Below are 16,731 nucleotides of genomic sequence, written 5' to 3'. Positions count from 1 at the left end.
CAAGGCGGCGGCGGGCGGCCTGGCCGGCGCCAACGTGAACGTGCTCAACGGCGCGGACGGACTCGGGGAGATCGCCGCAGGCCTGGTCGGGCAGGGCCTGACCATCCTCGACTCGGTCCGGCAGAACCTCGCCACGACCCGCACGCACGAGGACGGCGGGGGAGAGCCGCGCAAACGCCTCCTCGGCCCGGTCGACTGACACGACCCCACCGCCGATCCCCGGGGCATCGCGCGCTCCGAGCGCGGGGGACCGACCGCCGCCGTCGTCCACGGCCAGCCAGTTCGATTGTGGCCCCCGGCTACAGCGGGGTGGCATCGTTTCCCCAGGCGTGACCACTTCGGATCCGGCGCCAGAGCCTTCGCTGAGGGCCGACTGCCCCGACGACACGCCGTTGTTCACTGAGCTCGCGGCGGCGTGGGCGGCGTCCGGCCGGATGGTGCCGGGGCACCCGGATCCGGAGTGGGACCGGCTGGTCGCGCTCGACACAGGCCGCCGACGGCGAAGAGGCGTGGTTCCGCGCCAGCAGGCGGCCTAGGGCGTGTAACGGGTTGCGATCAATGTGCGGGTTTCGCCCTCGCCGTCGTGCTTGATCCGGTGGACCAGTGCAGGCCGACCTTCATGTCCAACCTCCGGCGGGAGCTGGGTGGGTGGGCTGAGCGCCGACGGTCTTCAGCAGCATGGGGACAGTCGCCGCCGCCCGTCCGCCGCATACGGACGAGCCGTTCAGATACACAGCCGATCGGCCCAACGCCCTACATGTCATGTCACCCGGGCGAGTGATGGCTGACTTGATCGTTCGTCAGCTCCTTTCTGATCTGAGCATGATGAGGCCATCAGCACAGTTCTTCCCCGTGCGACAGCCCGCCCGGCTCGACCGGGTCACACTGGCGTGCGCAGATCCCTGAGGAGTGGCCGATGTCCGGACAGCAGGACAACCAGGCAGAGCAGTTCGACGGCAGGAACATCGCCGCTGATCCCCTGAGCTCCGCACCGATCATCCCCGTCCCGGTGCACCAGCGGGACACCGAGTGGGAGTTGCCGAACGGCTTCGCCTGGGTCTACTACGGCGAGGGCAGCACCGGTGTCGAGCGGCCGGTCATCATGGCCGACGGCTTCAACTTGGGCCGAAGCGACCTCCAGTGGCTCGCCCAGGGCCTGGAGAGCGGCGTCTCCGGCGACCCCGCACAGCCGTACAAGTTCCTGAGCACGCTGCGCAAGCAGGGCCGAACCGTCATCCTGCTCGGCTTCAACGAGCGCGCCGCGAGCATCCAGGAGAACGCCCAGGCCGCCATCGCCGCCATCCAGCGCACGATCGCGGAGCAGCTGGACGACTCGACGCTCACCGTCGGCGGCTTCAGCATGGGCGGCCTGGTCACCCGTTACGCGCTGCTCAAGCTTGAGCGGATGCGGATGGACCACCGGGTCACGCTCTACTTCTCCTACGACACCCCGCACCGCGGCGCGGTCATTCCGATCGGCCTCCAGGCCTTCGCGCACTTCATCCCGACCGCGAACGACTTCGCCAGGCAGATGAACAGCGACGCCGCGCGGCAGCTGCTCTGGCGCCACTACGACAGCCACACCGAAACGGTCGGCGTGGACCCGCTGCGCACCGCCTTCCTCAAGGAGCTTGAGGACATGGGCGGCTGGCCGGTGCGCCCGCACAAGATCGCGGTCGCGAACGGCACCGGCGACGGCACCGGCGTCAACGTGCCGCCCGGTGACGTCGCACTGAAGAGCACCGGACAGATCGCGTTCCCCGGCACCACGTTCTTCACCCAGGCCGCCGGCAACGACGTCACGGTCGCCGAACTGCGCCGCCTGATCCCGTTCAAGACGAAGACGGTCAAGACCAGCGGCCTGCCGGAACTGGACGGCGCGCCCGGCGGCACGCTCGACTCGTACCGAATCGTCGCCGACGAGCTCACGGCGAAGGGCGGCAAGGCGGAGCTGAACCGCCCGACTGTCTGCTTCGTGCCCACCGTCAGCGCGGTCGCGATCCGGGACATCGACCGGCAGGAGGACCTCTACGCGAAGGTCGACGCCATTGAGCCCGACGAGAGCGAGCTGGACGAGTTCCGCTGCTCGTCCAGCACCACCGGGCACACCATCATCACCGAGGAACTCTGCAGCTGGATCATCGAGCGCCTGCCGTCCTAGGAACTGGTCGAACCGGGGTGGCGATGCCCCGCCAGGCCTTGATCCTTTTGATCAGCGCTCGACGGTGTTCCGCTCCTTGTGGAGCTCGGCTTCGCGGACGACGGGATCGTCCACGTCGCCGCCCGCTTCGGCTACATGGAGACCCCCGACGTCCCCGGCACGCTGACGCTGCTGGAACCGGACCAGACGGAGGGGGAGCTGTCGCTCGACCAGGCTTCCTATTTCCTGTCCAAGATCGAGCTGCAGCGCGGGAAGGCGCCCAGGATGCCGGTGTGGCGCAAGCGGCTATTCATCGCCACGTCCTACATCACAGGCGACGCCGCCGAGTACTTCGGCCTGCCCCGCGACCGCACGGTCATCATGGGCTCGCACATCGAGGTCTGACGCCGCGACGGGCCAGTACGAGCCCGTCCGGCCGGGGCCAGGGAAGCAGCGCAGCGCTCCCATTCTCCCCGGCCGGACGGCTTCTCCGCTGCGGGCCCGAAAAGGGCCGTCGGCTCGGGCCCGCAGGGTTCAGGGGACAGGGCGTGCCGTGGTGTGAGCACGATGCCGCGGCCAGCCCCGCCGTCAGGTATTCCACACGAGTCGGGGACCGACGACCACCCCCCTGACGGGAACCTGACGTCGTCCGCCCAGCTCTTGATGTGATCTTGTCGAGCGCCTGCGCCGCAGGCCACACCCCTTGTTCCGGCGAGGTGGAACGTCAACGCCGCGATGCCGACTGCAGCCAGCCGTACGGCGTAGGTGTCCGCCATCTGCTCCTTGGCGGTGAGCCAGGAGCCGGTCGCCACGACGGCGGCGGACGCCGGCCCCCTTCCCGTCGCCGGACAGGTGGGGCGTGACGACCAGACTGACGCCGTCGCTTCGGCGGCAGACGGCTGTGCTGCCAGGAGCACGCCGAGCCCGACGAGAGTGCCCCGACGCCCGACGAACGGTGATCAGCCCTCAGCGCGGCACGTGATCGGGTGCCGCGGGCAGAACTGGCCGTCGTGAGCTCGCGCGGTGCCGCAGGCACCCGGTGAGGCAGCGCTCTCGGCAGGGCGGCGAGCAGTTCCGGCGCCGGCACGCTCAGCACCCGGCACGCCGCGTGCCCGACGCAGTAACGCGTCGTCGCACCGTGGAAGAGCCGAGCCCGCGCGCCGCGCGGGCCGGCGCCGACCACGAGCAAGTCGTCGGCCTGGTCGGCGACATCGACGAGTGCAGCGCCGGCCTCCCCTCGGACCGTGACGAGCTCCACCGGCACGTCCTGCGGCACACCGCCCAGCGCCTCGTCGAAGCTGTTCCGCAGCCGCCAGGCGGCCTCGTCCTCCCAGAGCCGCAGCAGCGGCGGGCACGGCGCACGCCGGTAGGAGATCTCACCCCCCACCGGCGTCCAGGCCAGGACGGCGACCAGTGACGACCCCGTGCTGCGGGCCTCCGCGACAGCCGTACGCAGTGCCTGCAGGCTGGTCGGTGTTCCGCTGACTCCGACGACGACGCGCCCCGAGTGGGACATGGCGAACTCACTACTCCTGTGACGAGATGACGACGGCCGTAGGGCCGCCGCAGGCCATTCCAACGCATGATCGGACCGGCCCCTCGCCACTTTGACGCGCCCTGAACGGTTCGGCGTGGGCTCTTGACGCACCCTTGTGGCCGGTGTGACGACGGCCACGGTGAACCACCCGCCGTTGTCCAGCCCTTCTCGCTCCTGGTTCGTGACCTGGCATCTTCAAGCATGGACAACGGCCGTCTCCGCTGTCGCGGGACGCGGCCTAGCCGACAGCTGAGTGCTGGATGGCGGTGGCGACGGCGCCGAGCAGTTCGGAGCGTCGTTGGAGGGTGCTGACGGTGACGGTGACGGCGTTGGCGCTGGCGGGTTGGGCGTAGCGGTTGATGGAGTCGCGGACACCCTCGGCCAAGGGCGCTCCGGCCGCGCTGAGTTCGCCGCCGATGATGATGGCGGCCGGGTTGAGGCAGTTGACCAGGTCGGCGAGAACGAGGCCGAGCGTTCGTCCGGCGTCCGTGATGACGCGTGCGGCGGCGGGCTGGGTGGCCAGGTCCGCCAGTGGCGGCGGAGGTGCGGCTGCGGCGGTCGAGGGTTCGGCCGGTAGGACGTGTGCCAGTTCGCGCCGCACTTCGGTGATCGACACGACCGTCTCCAGGCAGCCCCGGTTGCCGCACCGGCACAGATTGGTCGCGCCTTCCAGGCGGGTGTGGCCGATCTCGCCGGCGATGCCGGTGGAGCCGCGGTAGGTGCGTCCGGCCAGGACCAGTCCGGCTCCGATGCCGTGTGAGGCCTTGATGTAGAAGAAGTCCTCCAATCCGCGGGCGGCGCCGAAGGTGTGCTCGCCGCGTGCTCCCATGTCGGCGTCGTTGGCGACGGCGACCGGGTGGCCGAACCTGCGGGACAGCTCCTGCGCGGGGTTGAGGCCGATCCAGTCGCGCAGGATCGTGGGCGCCCGGACGACGTGCGTGCGGATGTCGAGGGGACCGGGGATTCCGGCGGCGATGCCCTTGATCTGATCTGCCGTGTGCCCCGACTGCGCCAGTGCCTGGGCGGCCAGGTCGGTGACGGCGTCGAGGGCCTGCTGCGGCCGGCTGTCGACGTCGAGGGCGGTGGTGGCTTCGGCGAGCAGGGTGCCCGACGTGGTGGCGGTCGCGGCCGTGATGTGGGAGTGGCCGAAGTCGATGCCCAGGACGACCCCGGGCCTGCGTTGCAGGGTGACCACGGTCGGGCGGCGGCCTCGCGTACGGCCTGTGCCGGCCGGTATGTCCTCGGTGAGGTGGCCTGCGTCGGCGAGGAAGCCTACTGCGTGTCCGACCGCGCTGCGCGACAACCCGGTGAGGCGGCTCAGATCGGCCCGGCTGAGCGCTCCGTGTTCGGACAGGGCGGCGAGTATGTGCTCGTGGGTTCGCCGGCGGCGTGAGGAGAGGGCCGTTGCGTCGCCGGCTTCGAGGGGCGTCGCTGCGGCGGGTTGATCGTCCGGGACGGCCGGGTGGCGATCGGGTGAGGACATGAGCCGATTCTGCCACTGAAAGGCAGAATTGTGGTGAGTGTTACGGCTCTTGACGGTCAATTAGGACCGATCGTAGTGTCAGCGAGCATTCAAGAAACTGCGATCGCTCATCCGACTCCCGTACTTGTTCGGCGAGTTCACCGTCGTTGCGCAGCGGCAAGCGTCGAACAGCTGCCGCGCGGAGTGACCTGCTGATCCCCTCACCCCGTACTTGAGCGGTCTCTTTGCACTGCGCCAGGTCACTGGCTTTCCTCTGCCCTGATCCGGATTGCGGCCGGGTTCCCCACCCGAAAAGGGAGTTACCGTGTTCACCCATCGCTCACGCCCTCGCCCTGGCATCAGGCCGAGGCGGGCCCTTGCCCTGGTGGTCGCGCTGACCGCCGGATCCACCTCGCTCTTCGCGACGTCCGCCGCCCCGAAGGCAGCCGCGGCGTCGGCCGCGTGCCCCTGGGTCGGCTCGGCCGCCCCGATCCCGCAGCGCGTCAGCCAGGTGCTGGCGCAGATGAGCACGCAGCAGAAGGCGGCGCTGCTGACGGGTTCGTCCGGGTCCAGCTATGTCGGTTTCACCCAGGCGATCGGGTCGCTGTGCATCCCGGCTCTGAACCTGGACGACGGCCCCGGCGGGATCAGCTCCCTGTTCACCGGGGTCCAGCTGCCCGCACCGGTCAGTGCCGCCTCAACCTGGGACACCTCCGCCGAGCAGCGCTACGGCCAGGTCATCGGTTCCGAGCAGGCCGCCAAGGGCGCCAACGTCGACCTGGGTCCGACGATCAACATCGTGCGGGACCCGCGCTGGGGCCGGGCCTTCGAGTCGCTGGGCGAAGACCCATACCTCGCCGGCACCATGGGTGCGGCCGACATCCAGGGGGTGCAGTCCGCCGGGGTCATGGCGCAGGTCAAGCACCTGGCGGCGTACAACAACGAGACCAACCGCAACAGCGCCGCCGACAACGTGATCGTCGATCCCCGCACGCTGCAGGAGATCTACCTGCCCGCGTTCCAGGACGCGGTGCAGCAGGGCGCGGCCTCCTCGGTGATGTGCTCCTACAGCGTCATCAACGGCACCCCCGCCTGCCAGAACTCCTCACTGCTGACCGGGGTGCTGCGCAAGCAGTTCGGGTTCACCGGGTTCGTCACCTCCGACTGGAGTGCCGACGCGTTCAACCCGGACGCCGCCGCGTCCGCCAATGCCGGGCTGAACCAGGACATGCCCGGCGGCGACCTGTACGGCGCAGGCGGCGCCAACCTGGTCACGGCCGTCGACAACGGGTCCGTGAGCCAGGCGACGCTGGACTCGCTGACCTCCCAGGTGCTCACCCAGATGTTCGCCTACGGCCTGTTCGACAAGGCGCCGACCGGTTCCCCGGCGGCGTCCGTCAGCAGCTCGGACGTGGCGGCCTCCCGGCAGTTGTCGGAGGAAGGCACGGTGCTGCTGAAGAACAGCGGCTCGGTCCTGCCGCTGGCGTCGTCGGTGTCCTCGATCGCGGTGATCGGCGCGGATGCCTCCGGCAGCGCGCTGACGGTGGGCGGCGGCAGCGGGCACGTGAACTCCAGCGGTACCGTGACGCCGTTGCAGGGCATCACGAACCGCGCCGGGAGCGGGGTCAAGGTCGGCTACGACGACGGCACGGACAGCGCCTCGGCCGCCTCCTTGGCCGCGTCGTCGTCCGTCGCGGTGGTGTTCGCCAGCAAGTACGAGTCCGAGGGCTCGGACCTGGGCGACATCGACCTGTCCAGCAGCGACAACGCACTGATATCGGCGGTGGCCGCCGCGAACCCGCACACGATCGTGGTGCTCAACAGCGGCTCGGCCGTTACCATGCCCTGGCTCAACTCGGTGCAGGGCGTCCTGGAGGCCTGGTACCCCGGCCAGGAGGACGGCAACGCGATCGCCGCGCTGCTGTTCGGCGACGTCAACCCCTCCGGCCACCTGCCGGTCAGCTTCCCCACCTCGCTGTCGCAGGTCCCCGCCAACACCACGGCCCAGTGGCCGGGAGAGAACGGCCAGGTCCAGTACTCCGAGGGCGAGAAGGTCGGATACCGCTGGTACGACGCCCAGAACCTCACCCCGCTGTTCCCGTTCGGGTACGGCCTGTCGTACACCGGCTTCGCCTTCAGCGACCTGCACGTCGGCACTCTGGCCGAGGGCGGCCAGGCAACCGTCACCGCCACCGTCACCAACACTGGATCGCGTGAGGGCGCCGAGGTCGCCCAGCTCTACGTGACCGATCCTGCGGCCTCCGGCGAGCCGTCCAAGCAGTTGGAAGGGTTCGCCCGGGTGGACCTGCAGCCCCACCAGAGCAAGACCGTCACCTTCCCCTTGACCCAGCGCAATCTGCAGTACTGGAACACCGGCAGCAACGGGTGGGCCACCAGCACCGGCGACTACACCATCTCCGTCGGCGACTCCTCCCGGAACCTGCCCCTGACCGGGACCCTTCCGATCACCTCCGGCCAGCTCGGCCAGCCGGTCACCCTCACCAACCCCGGACCGCAGGAAGGCGCCATCGGAACCGCCGTCTCCGTGCCGGTCACCGCCACCGGGACCGGCCTCAGCTACGTGGCCACCGGCCTGCCGGCCGGAACCTCCGTCAACGCCTCGACCGGAACCATCACCGGCACTCCGACCTCCGCCGGGACCAGCACCGTCGCCCTCACCGCCCGGAGCACCTCCGGGGCCTTCGCCACCACCAGCTTCACCTGGACCGTCACCCCCACCGGCTCCGATATCCCCACCACCCCGCTGGTCGGCTACCAGGGCCTGTGTCTGGACCTGGCCGGCGACGACAACGGTGACGGAAGCAAGGTCCAGGTCTACGACTGCAACGGCACCGACGGCCAGCAGTGGACCGAAGAGCCCGACGGCACGGCCCACGCTGACGGCAAGTGCCTTGACGTGCGGAGCGGCGGCACCACCAACGGCACCCTGGTGCAGCTGTACACCTGCAACGGCACCGGGGCCCAGGTGTGGCAGCCCCAGGCCGACGGCGAATTGATCAATCCTCAGTCGGGCAAGTGCCTCGACGACACTGGCTACGGCGGATCCGGGACCCAGGTCCAGATCTGGGACTGCTACGACACGTCCAACCAGCAGTGGACCAAGCCCTAGCCACGCCCTGGTCCAGAGTTGGCGATCGCCGTCCCTCAGCCAGCCTCCACCCGGCTGAGCGATCACCGCGCTGAGGCACCCGCTCAGATGCCGCGTCGGCGGCTCCGGCAGCCCTCGTGACTCCGTAGCCGCCGACCGGCCCCACCCTGATCCCTCGTCAAGCGGAAAGGCAACAGCCATCACCGAATTCGCGGTGGTCACTCCCGATGCCGCGGCGGATCACGGCCCGGGTTCGAAGCGGTGGCCGAGGCCCGGTTCGGTGATCAGGTGCCGTGGACGGGCGGGGTCGGGCTCGAGCTTGCGGCGCAGGCTGTTCAGGTAGACGCGCAGGTACTCGTCGTGCGCCTCGTGGCCGGGGCCCCACACCGCGGTCAGCAACTCGGTGTGGGTGAGCACTTGGTCGGGATGCCGGACGAACTGCCGCAGGAGCCGCCACTCGGTGGGGATGAGGTGGACGGCCGGGAGGGGCTCGGTGACGTCGTCCCGGGGCTGGACGGTCACCCGGTCCATGTCGACCGTGTAGGAGCCGCAGGCGACCGCGGTCGGGCTGTCGGCGGGTCCCAGGCAGGGGCGCCGCAGTGCCGCCCGCAACCGGGCGAGGAGCTCCGCCAGAACGAAGGGTCGGCTGACGCAGTCGTCGGCATCCGCGTCCAGCGCGGCGGTCCGCGTCGATGTCCCTGCCGTCGATCAGGGCGATGACGGGAACGCTGCTGAGCGTGCGCAGGCGAAGGATCAGGTCGATTCCCTCGTCGTAGGACGGTCCGAGCTCGAGCACAACGGCGTCGGGTTCCTGGCGGGCGACCTCGGCGACTGCTTCGGCGTCGGCAGCGGCCAGGAGGGTGTCGTAGTGCTGAGCCTCCAGATCGGCTCCGAGAGGGTGGAGCCGCCGGGGTTCGCCGACGGTGAGGATCACAGTCACATGCTCGATTCCCTGACTCGCACGGTCCGGACTACATCAGGAACTGCGCGGCGACTCGGCAGCCCGCGTGGAGGTTGGGCTCGGCATCGTCCTCGTCCTCGGCCTCTCGCACCTGAGGCAGGACCCACAGGGGATCCCACGTCTCCGTCTGCTCGACCGGGGTGGTGATGACTGACTGGGTCATGGCCGTTCGGGCCCTGGTCGAGCACTTACGGCTCGCCTGGAACGGAGGCAAAGTCCGGTTGCTGCTCAGCGTCTTCCCGCCCGACCTGCCGGACCACCCGGGCCCCCGGGTATGGAACGGGCAGTTGATCCGTTACGCCGGGTACTGACACGCCGACGGATCGGTTCAGGGGGACCCGGCGTCCGTCGCGCTGACCGAGACCGTCATGCGTCTGGGCTGGCGCGGACGAGGCGGGACTTCGACCTGCTGCCGCTGGTGGTCCAGTGGCCCGGTCGCGAGCCCCGTTGGTTCGACATCCCCGCGAACGCCGTGCCCGAGGTCCGCCTGGCTCATCCCGACCAGCCCCGGTTCGAGGGGCTCGGCCTGCGCTGGCACGCGTTCCCGACCATATCCGACCAGCGGTTGGAGTTGGGCGGTCCGCGTTACCTGCTCGCGCCGTTCAGTGCCTGGTACACCTGCACCGAGATCGGTGCCCGCAACATCTCCGACGCCAACCGCTACAACCGCCTGAAGGACGTTGCGCGGCATGGGGCTGGACACTCGCCGCGATCGGAACCTGTGGCGGGACCGGGCCCTGGTCGAGCTGGTCTCCGCGGTACTGCACTCCTTCGACCGCGACGGCGTGTCCAGCATCGACCACCACTTCGCGACCAAGCAGTTCGTCCGACACGAGGAGCGCGAGACCAAGCAGGGGCGCGCCTGCCCGGCCGACTGGTCGGCGATCGTCCCCGCCACCAGCGGCTCGGTCACGCCGGTGTGGGACGTTACGACGCCGCCCGAGTCTGCCCCAACTTCGAACCCCAGCCACCGATGTGGCCCACGGAAGCCGGCGATCGCACATCCGCGTGATGGTGGTGAACACCGCAACAGTGGCTGTGCCGGTCGCAGCGACGGCCGTTCTGGCCGGCAGCACGGGACTTCTTGCCCTCCTGCCGCGAGGGGGTCGACGACCTGGATCCAGTGATCGCGACTGCGCCAGCGCCTAGACCTGAGCCGAGGGCCCTGAGGCCCGGGAGATCGGTGTGCGTGGGTGCCCGTTGTCGGTGGTGCCTGGAACACTGGAATGGATCTGAGCGCAGTGGCGGCGCAGCGGCCGCAGCAGCGGGTGGGGCGACGTACAGTCAGTCCGCCGAATCGGCTCAGGCCTACTCGGCGAGCGCGAGCATGTGGGACGGCTGGTCGATGTGCTGCCCGGTGACGAGGTAGACCACCCTGTCGGCCAGGGAAGTGGCGTGGTCCGCGTAGCGCTCGCAATAGCGGGCGGCCAGGGCGACGTCGACGGCGGTCTCGATTCCGTGCTGCCAGTTGGTCTCGCGCAGCTGCTCGAACACGGTGCGGTGGAGCTCGTTCATCTGTTGATCCGCCTGCTCCAGCATCAGCGCGTCCTCGACGTTCCTGGAGGCGATGACGTCGGCGGCTTGAAGCATGAGCCTGCGGGCGAGCTCACCCATGCTGCCGACCGTGTCCTGGAGGTCCGCGGGAACGGCGCGCGCCGGGTGGCGCATCCGCGCGAGCTCCGCGATGTGACGAGCCAGATCCCCGGAGCGCTCGACCTCCGCGCTGATGCGCAGCGCTGTGACCACGATCCGCAGCTCGGTGGCCACCGGCTGCTGGCGGGCCAGCAGGGCGATGGCGCGGTCCTCGAGTTCGCGGTGGAGCCGGTCCACGGTGCGGTCGTCGTCGATCACCGCGCTGGCAAGCCGCAGGTCGGCTTCCAGCAGGGCCACGGTAGCCTGCTCCATCGCCGAGGCGACCTTCCGGGCCATGCCGACGAGCCCGTTGCTGATGGCCGTCAGTTCCTCGTGGTACGCCTCACGCATGTGAAGGACCTTCCTGTCGCGGGGGAGCACTCGCTCTGGCAGCGCGCTGAGCACATCGGAAGCCCGGATCTGCTCGGACGATCCATTCGAGCGCACCGGGGCTGTCGCCCTTGACCGTTTTGACGCTTTCCGTATGTCGGAGGGGCTCGCTTTGACGTGTCCTTGCGGTCACTACAGCGCGATCACGGGTGAAGCGCAGACCGCTCCCGGGTAGGTGCGGATGTAGCGGGGGTTGGTCGGGTCGGGTTCGAGCTTGCGGCGGATTGCGACGAGGAAGACGCGCAGGTAGTTGGTGTGGGCGTCATGCAGCCCCCAGACGCGTTCGAGGATGTAGTCCTGGGTGAGGAGCCGGTTGTGGTTGCGGACGAGAAGTCCGACGAGGCGCCGACTCATGTCATCCAGGACGCTCGCAAGCGAGCGGGGGGGCGCCAGGGTTGTAGGGGAGGCCGGCGTTACCGGGAGTCTCCCTCACGCCGGGAAGATCGGAGTAAGCAACCGGAAGCCCGTGGGCTGGGTGACGCGCAGACCGGGGCTCCCGGGACGTGGCGGTCACCACTGCCCGCCCATCGTCGTTCATGACGCCCCCCGAGATGAGGCGCCTTGCCGGTTCATCCACCTGACGGTCGGTCGACGGGAGGGCGCCGGTGCCGACCAGCGCGATGACGCCGATGTGCGACGCGCGGTGCCCGTAGCTGCCTCCCGGATTGGCAAGCCCCGCGAACAGCAGGCCGAACACAGCGCTGAGTAGGTACTGCTCATGGCCGATCGCCCAGTTGGCCCCGACGGGATCGGGCTGGAAGATCCTTCGCGGCCAGCTCGTGGAGGCGTCCCGGTGTACGGGCTGTTGGCCTCGTTCGCTCGCACTGGGCCATGGCTGTCTCGCTCGCCGTCGTCACCTGGGAATGCCGCGCTGACCGCATTCTGCGGCTGTGGCGGCGACCGCCGTCACGCGAACCGCAAGTCCCCGTGGAGAAGACGCCGTCTCGTCCAGCCATACAGCGCAGCTCCGGTGTCGCTCCGACACCCGGGTGTCGGGCGAGCCGGGGCGAGCAATCGTGGGGTGCTCACTGTTGTCGTTCCGGGGTGCCGTCGTCGCGACCACTGTCGCGACGCCCGCCTGTCCGGGCCGCCCCAACGATGAGCTTGATCGCGAGACCGAGGACGATCAGGTCGCTGATCATCTGCCCGGTGACCACGAGCCGAGCCGTCTGGGACTTCGCGGTGATATCGCCGAAGCCGACGGTCGAGAAGATGGTGACGCTGAAGTACAGGCCGTCGGAATGTGAGAGGTGACCGCCGAAGTTGCCGGGGGACATCGTGGCCAGGGCGACGTAGGTGCCGGCGAACAGGAGCAGGAAGAACGGCACGCTGGTGGCCAGGGCCTCGACCGCACGCGCTCCAGGGAACGGTGACCGGACGATCACGGCGACCTGGAAGCAGACCACGGCCAGGAACACAGCCAACCCGACGATCAGGATGGTCACCGCGAGCGCCGCCGAGGAGTGGTCCAAGGGCAGCAGGTAGTACAGGGAGGTCAGCAGGGCGACCGAGCCCGTGATCCGCAGCGCCATCCACACGACCCCACCGGTGGACAGCTCCGCCCCGGCACGAAGCGCGGGCGTCGCTCCCGTGTTGCCATTCATGACATCCGCCTCAGGCCAACGGTCTCTCCTTGACCGGGACCGCCATCAACAGGAACAGCATGACGGCCAAACGGCCCACGGCCCCTGATTGCTCCGAACGCGGCATGCCGCACACGGCCGAGGGAGAATCATCAGCTCGCGCACGTGATATGCGGCGAAGGAACCTGAGTGCGGACTGGGCGCCCCAGCACCCGGGACGATGACGTGGCCTGCCGGGCGGGGGCAGAGTCCTGGCTGCGGGAGCCTTCTGTCTCGATCCCAGGCCGCGACAGTAGCGGCAGGCCCCGGCTGACTGCCCTGCCCTGCACGTCAATCCTGAGACAGGGTGAGATCCAGCAATCCGTGCGTACCGTCCTCTCAGCTGCGGACCCGTTGTTCGAACCACACCGTCTTTCCCCTTGTCGTGGACCGGACGCCCCATCGGTCCGCAATTCGCGACACGATGTACAGCCCGCGGCCGCCCTCGTCCGAGTTCCGGGCGTGACGGAGGTGGGGGCTGGAAGCCGCGCCGTCGCTGACCTCGACGCTCAAGCGGTCAGAACGGATCAAGCGGAGGCGGCACGGTGGCACGCCGTAGCGGACGACGTTGGTCACCAGCTCACTCACCAGGAGCTCAGTGGTGTACGAGACTTCCGCGGGCAGTCCCCAGTGTCCCAGCTGCACGCGGACAAGCGATCGGGCCTGTGCCGGGGTGCGTTCGCCGACATCCAGGATCCAGTCCACAGCGGCGTCCTGGACCAGTCCGGTGGCCTGGCTCAGGAGCAGGATCACGGCTCCCGATTGTCCAGCCGCTTCAGAAGCGAGCAGGACTTGGTCGCACCGCTCACGCAGTGGGCCGCCGTCGGCAGGGACGAGGTGGGCGTGCAGACCCTGCGCACCGAGGGCCGCGAAGAGTGCCGGTGTGGTAAGTGCCAGCACGGTGCCGTCGGGGACGGGCATCCGGGTCGCAGCGAAGGGGGCGGTCTCGGAGGTCCCAAGCTGCGGCCCGTCAGGCAGGTCCATGTCGACGAGGGCACCGTCCGGGGAGACGAAGACCAGGCCGGGGTTGCCGGCGCGGGCCGCAGTGAGGGTGCGGGATACCGGGTCGTAGATCGCGCAGAGGCAGCTCGCCGTCAGCGCCTGCTCCCGCAGCGGGTCCGCCGCGGGAAGCGCGCGTCGTTCCGCTGCCAGTTGCCGGGTGGTCTCGTCCAGGCGGGCCAGCAGCTCGTCCGGTTCGAGATCGAGCGATGCCAGGGACCGCAGCGCGGTGCGCAGCTGGCCCATCGTGGCGGATGTGTGGATCCCGGCGCCGTCGACCTCGCCGATGACGAGCGCGGTACGGGCGCTGGAGAGCGCGATGACGTCGTACCAGCCGCCGCTGGCCGTAGGCGTCGTCAGGTGGCCCTGTGCGGTCTCCAGACCGACGGCGGTCTGCGGCGTCTGCGGCAGGAGTCTTCGTTGCACCGTGGCGGCGACCGCGTGCTCGCGGGTGTAGCGGCGCGAGTTGTCCAGACACAGTGCGACGTAGTCGGCCACCGTCGCGGCCAGAGCCGCGTCCTCCTGTGTGAAGGAGGACGACCCCTCGAACCGGTACAGGCTCACCAGGCCGAGCAGCGTGCCCCGCAGCATGAACGGCGCCACCAGGACCGCAGAGGGCGTTGCCCCGCGCACCGCGGCGGCGTGGTCGGCGGCGGCGTGCAGCCAGGCCGCATCGCCCCCCAGCGTGACCGTGACCGGCCTGCCCCGTGTCAGTGCCAGGCCGAAGGGCGACGCCGCGCGCGGCACGTGCGACGACCCGAACGGCCCGCTACCGAATGCGGTGCCGCGACGTCTCACGGCCGTGCTGTGCAAGGCCACGAACTCCGGTGGTGGGACAAGCGGTGGGTCATCGCCTGTCATCAACGCGTCGACGACCTCCACGACCACCGCATCGGCCATATCCCCCGCCAGGACATCGGCCAGTTGACGGCAGATATCGACAGCGTCCAGCGAGGCACCGGCCCGTGCGCGTACCGCGCCCAGGATCTGTGAGCCGGCCTCCGCCACCGCTAGTTCCGTCACATCCACCACGGCCGCTGCGAGCCCAAGGACTGACCCTGCCTGCGACCGCAACCGGAACAGCGACACCGAATACGTGCGGGCCGGTGCCGGGCGCGGGTCCATGAACGCCCGGACACGCCGTTCCAGCACGGGCCGCCCGTCCTTGAGCACCGAGCGCGCCAGAGCCTCCACCGAATCCGGATCCTCCAGCAGGAATACGTCCCGGAACGAGAGGCCGACCAGTTCCCGGGTGTCGCGCCCCCGCATAGCCGCCGTCGCCGGATTGATACGCACCAGCCGCAGGTTGGCGTCGAAAATGTGCAGCCCCAGCGGCGACTGGCTGAACAAGGCGTCGAGCGTCAGCCCCTCGGCTGGTTCCTCCACCGGATTCACGGGCCAGACCACCCGGCCACCCGCCTCGGCCCTCGACGAGACGACCAGCCGCTTGGTTGGCAGGACATCACGGAGCACCCCACGGCCTCGTTCATGGCCACATGATCCCCGATTCAGGGCCGGGCCCAGGACATTGTGAGCACCAGCGCGCCGCCTTCGAAGGCTCTCCGGAGTCGACCGGCCTGCCGGGGACTGGCGCGATCGGTAGCCCCTTGCGCTCCCGCCGAGGGACCAGTGCACCGAGCTCGAGGCCCGGGCGCTGGCCGAATACGAGGAGCCGGCGAAGAGCTGGCGAAACGGTGGGCGAGCTGGACGCGGATCACGTCATCGGGTCGTATCCCGTCCTCAAGCCCCGCACCGTGGAGAGGCAGACACCGGGAGGTGGTCCTTCCGGAACGGTCGGGATGGACCTCGCCAGCGGCGACAAGCCAGGAAACAGCTCCGGATCACTCTTACGTCGGCTGGACGGATCCCGAACTCAGTAGGTAGGAGTCCCGGTAGGCGGACTTACCCCCGCGTCGGCGGGGCGGACGCCGCCTACTTGATCAGCGACGGCGGAGTCGCCGGATCACCCCCGCGGACGTGGAGGTGATCCGCCCTCCAGGTCCGGCTCGACCGCGACCCAGGCGTCCGCCCCACCGACGCGGGGGTGTACGAACCTCGGGACTCGCCGTGGCCGTCGCTGCTGGAATTGGCATCCAGGCCGGGAGCGCGGTGCATCCGATATCACGCATCCGCGGCGTCGTGAAACTGCCGATGTCATCGCAGGGTGCTGCGGACATGGGCGTTCGCTCGTGTGTTTGAATTCGAGCGAGCGAGGATGGCGTAGTGAGTCAGTTCATCGATGTCCGCGAGACTGCCGAGTATGTGCAGTGGGTTTACCGAGAAGCCCTCGAGCAGGACTGACGCCGTACAAGTTCGGGAGGGGGCGGACCGCGAAGACCCAGTTCAAGATCAGCGAGGTGGAGAACTGTGTGCGGATGCGCTCAGCGTTGCTGGATTGCCTCGCTGCAAGCTCCTGCATGTCGCGGTAGATCTCCATCAGGCGGGCGATGGCCCTCTCCAGGGTGCAACCCCATCTCCTCGGTCTGCACCGCCTGGGCGTGCCGGTGCCTGATCGTGTAGCCGTGCGGGCACTTCTCGCACCGCGACTCGGGGTGAGCGCGCACCTCCGCGCGCCGCGGCAACCTGGAATTCGGCGCGTTGTTGCAAGGCCTGAAGAGCGTGAATGACCAGCACCCCGTGCGCCTGCACGCCTCCAACGTGGTGACCGTCCACGTCAGCTGAACCGGCGGCGCGGCTGTCGACGCTCAGCACAACCACAGTCGACGGCCGCACACCAGCCCGACCCTCGACGTCGCCTTCGGCGGCCGGCTCTCCGCCAGCCGCCGATAACCCCAACCACCAGCCGGTTTGCACCATCGGTGGTGCAGGGCCGAACGCAGCGGCAACTTGCAGTTCACGCTTAGATACTGGGTGGGAGC

12 protein-coding genes and 2 pseudogenes are annotated in these 16,731 nt (G+C 69.4%); 6 read left to right on the top strand and 8 right to left on the bottom strand.

Annotated elements, in window-relative coordinates; all coding sequences use genetic code 11:
- The 3 genes and pseudogenes from TR50_RS35280 to TR50_RS35270 all read left to right on the top strand — a co-directional run.
- Positions 1–199 (top strand): annotated as a pseudogene (locus TR50_RS35280) (flotillin); the annotation flags it as partial.
- 717 nt (positions 200–916) lie between these two features.
- Positions 917–2,161, top strand: a complete 1,245-nt coding sequence (locus tag TR50_RS35275; protein WP_042431850.1) for a lipase family protein — start codon at positions 917–919, stop codon at positions 2,159–2,161.
- A gap of 78 nt (positions 2,162–2,239) precedes the next feature.
- On the top strand, positions 2,240–2,545 hold the full coding sequence (locus TR50_RS35270; protein ID WP_042431848.1) for a KUP/HAK/KT family potassium transporter: 306 nt from the start codon (positions 2,240–2,242) through the stop codon (positions 2,543–2,545).
- 319 nt (positions 2,546–2,864) lie between these two features.
- Here the strand turns inward: TR50_RS35270 and TR50_RS48275 are convergent, their stop codons facing one another.
- Together TR50_RS48275 and TR50_RS35260 are read right to left on the bottom strand one after the other, a co-directional pair.
- On the bottom strand, positions 2,865–3,656 hold the full coding sequence (locus TR50_RS48275) for a universal stress protein (RefSeq protein ID WP_084701533.1): 792 nt from the start codon (positions 3,654–3,656) through the stop codon (positions 2,865–2,867).
- Between the two features lie 259 nt (positions 3,657–3,915).
- A complete protein-coding gene (locus TR50_RS35260; RefSeq protein WP_084701531.1) occupies positions 3,916–5,160 on the bottom strand; it encodes an ROK family transcriptional regulator in 1,245 nt (414 codons plus the stop codon).
- Between the two features lie 364 nt (positions 5,161–5,524).
- On the opposite strand from TR50_RS35260, the gene TR50_RS35255 reads away from it, so the two are divergent.
- Positions 5,525–8,269 (top strand): glycoside hydrolase family 3 C-terminal domain-containing protein, encoded by a 2,745-nt coding sequence (locus TR50_RS35255; protein WP_052441709.1) that lies wholly within the window; start codon positions 5,525–5,527, stop codon positions 8,267–8,269.
- Positions 8,270–8,488: 219 nt separating this feature from the next.
- On the opposite strand, the gene TR50_RS44935 is transcribed toward TR50_RS35255, so the two are convergent.
- Entirely contained in the window at positions 8,489–8,779 is a 291-nt protein-coding gene (locus TR50_RS44935; RefSeq protein WP_152648813.1) for a winged helix-turn-helix domain-containing protein, read from the bottom strand.
- A 440-nt stretch (positions 8,780–9,219) separates the two neighbouring features.
- Entirely contained in the window at positions 9,220–9,372 is a 153-nt protein-coding gene (locus TR50_RS47275) for a hypothetical protein (protein ID WP_160311243.1), read from the bottom strand.
- Between TR50_RS47275 and TR50_RS50240 the strand changes: the two genes are divergently transcribed.
- Entirely contained in the window at positions 9,356–9,520 is a 165-nt protein-coding gene (locus tag TR50_RS50240) for a nitric oxide synthase oxygenase (protein ID WP_084701527.1), read from the top strand. The two genes, TR50_RS47275 and TR50_RS50240, sit on opposite strands and share 17 nt — an antisense overlap.
- Positions 9,484–10,336 (top strand): annotated as a pseudogene (locus TR50_RS50235) (nitric oxide synthase oxygenase). The gene TR50_RS50240 and the pseudogene TR50_RS50235 overlap by 37 nt, the downstream one beginning before the upstream one ends.
- A gap of 181 nt (positions 10,337–10,517) precedes the next feature.
- Here the strand turns inward: TR50_RS50235 and phoU are convergent.
- From phoU to TR50_RS35225, 4 genes are all read right to left on the bottom strand, one after another.
- The gene (gene phoU / locus TR50_RS35240; RefSeq protein WP_042431845.1) at positions 10,518–11,192 is read right to left on the bottom strand and encodes a phosphate signaling complex protein PhoU; all 675 of its coding nucleotides are present in this window, start codon (positions 11,190–11,192) and stop codon (positions 10,518–10,520) included.
- 171 nt (positions 11,193–11,363) lie between these two features.
- Positions 11,364–11,585 carry a winged helix-turn-helix domain-containing protein gene (locus TR50_RS35235; RefSeq protein ID WP_042431843.1) on the bottom strand — a complete coding sequence of 74 codons (222 nt, stop codon included), beginning with the start codon at positions 11,583–11,585 and terminating at the stop codon, positions 11,364–11,366.
- Positions 11,586–12,256: 671 nt separating this feature from the next.
- Positions 12,257–12,835 carry a potassium channel family protein gene (locus TR50_RS35230; protein WP_052441706.1) on the bottom strand — a complete coding sequence of 193 codons (579 nt, stop codon included), beginning with the start codon at positions 12,833–12,835 and terminating at the stop codon, positions 12,257–12,259.
- A 357-nt stretch (positions 12,836–13,192) separates the two neighbouring features.
- Entirely contained in the window at positions 13,193–15,325 is a 2,133-nt protein-coding gene (locus TR50_RS35225; RefSeq protein ID WP_160311241.1) for a SpoIIE family protein phosphatase, read from the bottom strand.
- Between the last annotated feature and the right edge of the window lie 1,406 nt (positions 15,326–16,731).

Origin of the sequence: Streptacidiphilus anmyonensis (assembly GCF_000787855.1) — a bacterium.
GTDB classification, from domain to species: domain Bacteria; phylum Actinomycetota; class Actinomycetes; order Streptomycetales; family Streptomycetaceae; genus Streptacidiphilus; species Streptacidiphilus anmyonensis.
This window is presented reverse-complemented; position numbering and strand designations above follow the sequence as displayed.